7 protein-coding genes and 1 pseudogene are annotated in these 6,265 nt (G+C 48.5%); 5 read left to right on the forward strand and 3 right to left on the reverse strand.

Annotation, left to right across the window (positions count from 1 at the left end; all coding sequences use genetic code 11):
- Positions 1-316 (reverse strand): sugar phosphate nucleotidyltransferase (locus Q0140_RS12430; RefSeq protein WP_297965028.1); only part of this gene is annotated, 316 nt, incomplete at its 3' end.
- A 243-nt stretch (positions 317-559) separates the two neighbouring features.
- Here Q0140_RS12430 and sdhC point away from each other — a divergent pair.
- Positions 560-1,078 (forward strand): succinate dehydrogenase, cytochrome b556 subunit, encoded by a 519-nt coding sequence (gene sdhC, locus Q0140_RS12435; RefSeq protein WP_297965029.1) that lies wholly within the window; start codon positions 560-562, stop codon positions 1,076-1,078.
- A 45-nt stretch (positions 1,079-1,123) separates the two neighbouring features.
- Positions 1,124-1,849 (forward strand): M48 family metallopeptidase, encoded by a 726-nt coding sequence (locus Q0140_RS12440; RefSeq protein WP_297965030.1) that lies wholly within the window; start codon positions 1,124-1,126, stop codon positions 1,847-1,849.
- 170 nt (positions 1,850-2,019) lie between these two features.
- Here the strand turns inward: Q0140_RS12440 and Q0140_RS12445 are convergent, their stop codons facing one another.
- Together Q0140_RS12445 and dnaJ are read right to left on the reverse strand one after the other, a co-directional pair.
- Complete coding sequence (locus Q0140_RS12445) at positions 2,020-2,460, reverse strand: hypothetical protein (protein ID WP_297965031.1); 441 nt, start codon at positions 2,458-2,460, stop codon at positions 2,020-2,022.
- A 377-nt stretch (positions 2,461-2,837) separates the two neighbouring features.
- Positions 2,838-3,929, reverse strand: coding sequence for a molecular chaperone DnaJ (gene dnaJ, locus Q0140_RS12450; protein ID WP_297965032.1), 1,092 nt, complete (start codon positions 3,927-3,929; stop codon positions 2,838-2,840).
- A gap of 129 nt (positions 3,930-4,058) precedes the next feature.
- Here dnaJ and Q0140_RS12455 point away from each other — a divergent pair, with 129 nt between their 5' ends.
- The 3 genes and pseudogenes from Q0140_RS12455 to Q0140_RS12465 all read left to right on the forward strand — a co-directional run.
- Positions 4,059-4,730 carry a response regulator transcription factor gene (locus tag Q0140_RS12455; RefSeq protein ID WP_005870149.1) on the forward strand — a complete coding sequence of 224 codons (672 nt, stop codon included), beginning with the start codon at positions 4,059-4,061 and terminating at the stop codon, positions 4,728-4,730.
- The gene (locus Q0140_RS12460) at positions 4,727-5,968 is read left to right on the forward strand and encodes an ArsS family sensor histidine kinase (protein ID WP_297965033.1); all 1,242 of its coding nucleotides are present in this window, start codon (positions 4,727-4,729) and stop codon (positions 5,966-5,968) included. The genes Q0140_RS12455 and Q0140_RS12460 overlap by 4 nt, the downstream gene beginning before the upstream one ends.
- A pseudogene (locus Q0140_RS12465) lies at positions 5,965-6,265 on the forward strand (recombination protein RecR); the annotation flags it as partial. The gene Q0140_RS12460 and the pseudogene Q0140_RS12465, both read left to right, overlap by 4 nt.

The raw sequence follows: 6,265 nt of genomic DNA on the forward strand, positions 1-6,265 counted from the left end.
GCTCGTGAATAATAGCGCACGCTAAACCAATAGCGGCTGCAGAATCCTTCGGGGAGGGCTCCAAGACGAGGTCGGAGGCTCGTAATTCGGGAATCTGCTGGGTTACAGCGTTGGCATGAGAAGTGCCGGTCACGACCATGACGGAGCCGTTGCTCAAATCAATGAGACGGTCGTAAGTATCACGCAAGAGCGATTTACCTGAATCTGTGAGGTCGAGAAGGAACTTCGGCGCCTGAGCACGCGAAAGCGGCCACAAACGCGAACCAACACCGCCAGCTGGAATAAGCGGGCGGAAACGGGTTAATGCAGTATTCATCAGTTCCAGAATACCGGGGGCTTTTGTAATATGCCGAATTCTTAGAGTGATTTCCAGGAAAGTCTCAGATAAAAAATATCAAGAGATGCATCACATTAGGTAAAGGTTAGTTCCGCATGAACTCAGCTCACGGAGGGGTATCGCAAAATAACTATTTCGTAATTAACCTTGTAGTTTCCTGCGAAATAAGGAGACGAGGTGTCAATAAGCCTGTGAATTACCTGGTATCTTGAAATTAACAATATGAAATCACAGGAGTTGCTGAGCGCGCTTCCCGCCGAGGTTAAACACACAGACCCCGACGTCGTCTCAGCGGCGACAGGAGGTTATTCAGTGCTGAATAGTTCAAAGGGGACCCTGTACCGCGGCCGATGGGGCATGTGGTCTTGGGTCGCTCATCGTGTGACAGGTATCGCTATATTCTTCTTCCTACTGGTTCACGTACTTGATACCGCCGTTGTCCGTATCTCTCCCGAGGCATACAACAGCGTTCTCGGTCTCTACAAAAACCCCGTGATGGGTCTGGGAGAGACTGCGCTTGTGGCAGCCATCGTGTACCATGCCTTCAACGGTATTCGCATTATTCTTATCGACTTCTGGGGAACAGCTACTAACGCCAAAGTCGAGCATGTGATGAGCAAAGGCAAAGACGGTTCCCCCGAGATCAACCAGAAGGCTACCTACCCGCACATTAAGATTCTGTGGGTTGTTCTGTTCCTGTGGGCAATTACCGTTGCAGGATTCGCGGCTCGCGAGATTTAAAGTGGATAGAATTCTGCGCCGAGGGGAGCGGAATTTAGCGCTACCGTGCAGCTTGAAATTTTAAAATTTCACTCGGACGGATGCGTTTCACAAAGCAGTGATGCGGGCAAATTTAACTCCGCCTTAAGCGGCGAAAATTTTGAATTTAATCCTGCCGCAAGGGACGGAATTTTAAAATTTAAACCTGTCGCGGGCGAAGAAATTTTAAAATTTAAACCCGCTGTGAGCGGAGAAATTTCAAATTTTAGTTTTGATACGAGTGAGGAAATTCCGCTCATGAGCGAAAAAATTTCAAAATCCGCGAGCGAAAACGCGCCGCAAAATGTAGCGCAAAGCGCGCAAGCGGAGGAGCGCGACGAGCCCGATTTTACGATTAAAAATTTTATCCAAAGCTCTAAATTTAAAGATAAAATTTTTATGTCACGAGACGCGATCTTTTGCGAGAGCGAGGGCGAGTTTGCGGCGTTTAAAAAGGCCTTTGCACTTGAGCTTTACCTACGCTATATCGAGAAATTTTCCCCGCGAATAGGCCGCAAGATCGCGCGGGTGCGGGTGCGCAAAATGCAGACGCGCTGGGGCAGCTGCAACCACGCTAAGGGCTATCTCAACTTCTCGCTAAGCCTGATAGAGCGGGATCGGCGCTTCGTCGAATACGTCGTGCTGCACGAGCTCGCGCACCTCATCCACGCAAATCACGGAGCGGATTTTTACGCGCTCATCGCGCAGATCATGCCCGATTTTAGGGCACGTATCAAGCTAGGCAAGGGCTAGTTCGCGAACGGAGCGCCCGTTTAAATTTCACGCCGCTGCGTCGCGGTTCTTGCCGCAGTCGATAAATTTCAACCGATCTTTCATTCCTCTTTCGCCCCACGCCGCAGCAGCCTTCCCAAACTTGCGCGGCACAGGCCGCGAAATTTCGCAAATTTTCGTGGATCCAAATATTAATCCAAAGCCGCGAATTCCACGTATTTCTCCATCGCAACCAGCAGGAGCCAGCGCGCGGTAGGACTGAAAAAATAGTGGTGTTCAGGGATCTGCTCCATTATAAATTTTAAAAAATCGTAAAAATATTCAGGCGCAAATTTAACCTCGGCGCCCGTTAGACTATCGCCTAGATAGCAGATTTCGCCGCCTAAAATCCTCGCTTTTACCGCGGGGTTTGCGTCTATGAAACTCTTAGCATCGGTAAAATTCCTACAATCCGCGGTCGCATAATCTTTCAAACCCCGCAAGACGGGCTTGGAGCCGATGAAGGTAAAATTTTTCTCTATAAAGCGCGCTCCGCCCTCGCTTACCTGCCAGCGATCGCCCAAGCTCGATAAAAACGCAAACATCTCATCGTCTGCAGATCTGAAATTTGCAGGTCCGCTTTTGCGATCCATTTTCGTCCTTTTTGAATTTGTAGTCGCTTGCAGTCGCGAACCGCTCCGAGCCGTCGTTTAACGTCGCAGTAGCATTCAAAGATCGCCGCAGACACGGATAAAATTCTACTCGCAAGTATTGCCTTATAAAGCCGCGCAGTGTTTGCGACGATCAGACAGAGAGCGCTTAGCAAACGGTGGCTAAACGATAGGCGCTAATCACATGAAGCAGCGGGCGAAGATCAAACAAGCTACGATCAAATGAACGACGGCTAGCGAGCGAGCAAACAAGCAGCGGAGGACCAAACGAACAGCGGCTAAATTTAAAATTCCGCAGCCCGCTAAATTAGAGCTTAAACAATCGCCGCTCAAAACAGATCAAGGCAAATCAAGGCAGTTTACTTGAAAAAATTCTTGATCTTATCGAGTATCCCCTCGTCGCCTCCGCCCTTGCTGCCGAAGCTTTCTTGAAGCTCGCGCAAAAGCGCCTCTTGCTTCTCGTTCAATTTTTTAGGCGTCTGGACGTTTACCTGCACGATCAGATCGCCGTTTTTCTTGGTGCGGATATTCGGCGCGCCCTCGCCGTAGATCGTGAAGCGCTGCTTGTCCTTCGTGCCTACTTTGAGCTTCAGCTCCGCCTTGCCACGCGGCGTCGGCACCTCGATACTCTCGCCCAAGATCGCCTGCGTGAAAAACACCGGCACCTCGATATACAGATCATCTCCGTCGCGCAGGAAGTGGCTGTCCTCCTTCACGCGCACTATCACGTACAGATCCCCGATCTCGCCGGTTTTGGAGACGTTGCCTTTGCCGCTTAGGCGCACGCGCTGTCCGTCGTCTATGCCTGCGGGAATGTCAAATTTAAGGCTCACGTCCTCTTCGGTAAAGCCCCTGCCGCTGCAATCCTTGCATCTATCTTTTACGATCTCGCCCGTGCCACCGCATTCGGAGCAGCTTTGGATGAAGCTCATATATCCGCGCCTGACCGCGACGCGCCCCGTGCCGCCGCAAGCGGAGCAAGTATGTCTTTTTTTGTCCTTCGAGCCGGTAGCGTCGCAGGCAGGGCACGGCTTTTTGATCTTGTATTTTATCTCCTTGTGAACGCCCTCTAAGGCCTCTTTAAACTCCAGCGTTACGGCCAGTTCGGTATCTATGCCGTATGGATCGCTAGGGCGTGAGCGACCGCCTCCGCCGAATGCCTGCTCAAAAAAATCGCCGAAAATCGAGCTGAAATCAAATCCTCCGCCGCTCGCGCCGCTATATGCGCCGCTGATGCCCTCTTTGCCGTAGCGATCATACATCCTGCGCTTTTGATCGTCGCTTAAAATTTGATACGCTTCGTTGATCTTTTTAAATTTCTCCTCCGATTCCTTGTCGCCTTGGTTGCGGTCGGGATGGAATTGCAAAGCGAGCTTTCGAAATGCCTTTTTTATCGTCTCGGCGTCAGCATCGCGCGCCACGCCTAAAATTTCATAATAATCTTCTTCCACGAAATTCTCCTTAAACTATACAAAAGGGGCAATTTTATCTAAATTTAATAAAACGCAAGTTAAGACTTAACTATTTTTATGTATAATGCAATATTTAAAATTTCAAATCAACGATGCAAAGGATAAAAAATGATAAATGTATTGATGATAGAAGACGACAGCGAGTTTGCACAGCTTCTAACCGAATATCTGGCTAAATTTAACATCCAAGTTACAAACTTCGAAGACCCATATCTGGGCATTAGCGCTGGGATCAAAAACTACGATCTACTGATTTTGGATCTTACGCTTCCTGGGATGGACGGACTTGAAGTCTGCAAAGAGATCCGCGAGAAATACGATATCCCGATCATCATCAGCTCGGCTAGAAGCGACGTAAGCGATCGCGTCGTAGGTCTTCAGATCGGTGCGGACGATTACCTGCCAAAGCCTTATGATCCAAAAGAGATGCACGCGCGCATTATGAGCCTAATCCGCCGCTACAAAAAAGCCAGCGAAAAGGAAGAAACCGCCACGGATAGCGTATTTCGCATCGATGATAAGCGCCATGAAATTTACTTCGGCGAAGAGTCGCTCGTGCTAACGCCTGCGGAGTATGAAATTTTAGAATACCTCATCAAGCAGCATAGCTTTTCGGTATCCCGCGAGCAGCTCGTATACCATTGCAAGAGCCTAAAAGATAAGGATTCAAAGAGCTTAGATGTCATCATCGGGCGCCTACGCACCAAAATCGGCGACAGCTCCAAAGCGCCTAAGCATATCTTTTCGGTTCGCGGTATCGGCTACAAGCTCATCGGATGAAGCACTCCTTAATCACCAAAATTTCGGTTTTTTTTGTAATCGCGATCATCTTAGTCTGCGTGCTTTTCATCACGTTCGCACGGATGCAGATGAATAGAGCTCTAGGCAGCATGCAGGCCAATCAAATAAATGCAGTCAATAATCTACTTGAGCTATACAAGCGTAATGCCCCTCCCAGCGATATTGAGCGCTACTTCTCCAGCTATGGCTTGGAGCTTGTAAAAGACAAAAATATCATCCAAAACATCATCACGAGCGGTAAAATTTTTTTCGTCCAAGACACTTCTATCGGCGAGTTTAGCTCGGTCGAGTATAATAATTCACTGTTTTTAAATATAAAAAACAACTCTTTCGTCGTGGTTTTCGAAAGCCTTGGCACGAAGAATTTAAACGATCCGCTCTGGGTCGGATTTCTGCTTACGATGGCAGTTTTGATCTCGCTTTATTTATCGATCGTGCGAAGTTTTACGCCGCTAAAAAAACTAAGCAAAAATATCAAAAAATTCGCCCAGGGCAACTTGGACGTAAATTTAGCCGCCACGCATAGCGAGGACGAGATCGGGCAGGTCGCACAGGAATTTAACAACGCAATCGCTAAAATTCAAGAGCTGATCCGCTCGCGCCAGCTGTTTTTACGCACCATCATGCATGAGCTCAAAACCCCGATCGGCAAGGGCAGGCTAATCACCGAAATGCTCGATGACGAAACACAAAAAGAGCGGCTCGTCAATGTCTTTGAGCGGCTTGAAATTTTAATCAACGAGTTTGCTAAAATCGAGCAGCTGCTCTCAAAAAGCTACTCGCTAAATTATCAGGATTATCATTTCAGCCTCATTTTAGAGCAAGTAAAAGATATGTCTATGCTCGATAACTGGGACGAGCTTATTAACACGGATATCGAGTGCGATGCGGTGATAAACGTGGATTTCGGGCTATTTGCACTAGCGATTAAAAATTTAATCGATAACGCCCTAAAATACTCCAGCGATAAAAAAGTCCGCATCATCTGCGATGAAAACAAAGTAAGCGTCGCCAACCGCGGCGCGGCCCTTGCGAAGTCTTTCGAACACTACAAGCAGGCTTTCATTAGAAATAAAGACGAGAAAGCCACCGGCATGGGGCTCGGGCTTTACATCATCGATAAAATTTGCGAGCTACACAAATTCCGCTTCGAGTACAATTACAGCGACGGCACACACTACTTCTCGATCGTCTTTTCGCCGAAGGGCGCCATATGAGCGGCACAGACAGGTTCGAAGAGCTCGTCGCGAGCTTTGAAAAGCTTCCGGGCGTGGGCAAAAAGTCCGCCCTGCGCTTTGCCTACTACGTAAGCGTACAAAACTCCTTTTTGGGGCTAAATTTAGCGCACAATATCGAAGAGGCGGTGCGCGGACTGCACAGATGCCGCATCTGCGGAGCGGTATGCGAGGGCGAAATCTGCGAATACTGCGCCGACGAGGAGCGCGAGAGCGATAAAATTTGCATCGTCGAAAACCCCAAAGATATCTTTATTTTAGAGAGCAATAAAATTTACA

The organism is uncultured Campylobacter sp., from assembly GCF_938045405.1.
In the GTDB taxonomy this organism is placed as follows: domain Bacteria; phylum Campylobacterota; class Campylobacteria; order Campylobacterales; family Campylobacteraceae; genus Campylobacter_B.

What these genes read in the sequence shown, in the direction of transcription:
- sdhC (WP_297965029.1), top strand. Translation starts at nt 560, where the DNA reads ATGAAATCACAGGAGTTGCTGAGCGCGCTTCCCGCCGAGGTTAAACAC.
- Q0140_RS12445 (WP_297965031.1), bottom strand. Translation starts at nt 2,460, where the DNA reads ATGGATCGCAAAAGCGGACCTGCAAATTTCAGATCTGCAGACGATGAG.
- Q0140_RS12455 (WP_005870149.1), top strand. Translation starts at nt 4,059, where the DNA reads ATGATAAATGTATTGATGATAGAAGACGACAGCGAGTTTGCACAGCTT.
- Q0140_RS12460 (WP_297965033.1), top strand. Translation starts at nt 4,727, where the DNA reads ATGAAGCACTCCTTAATCACCAAAATTTCGGTTTTTTTTGTAATCGCG.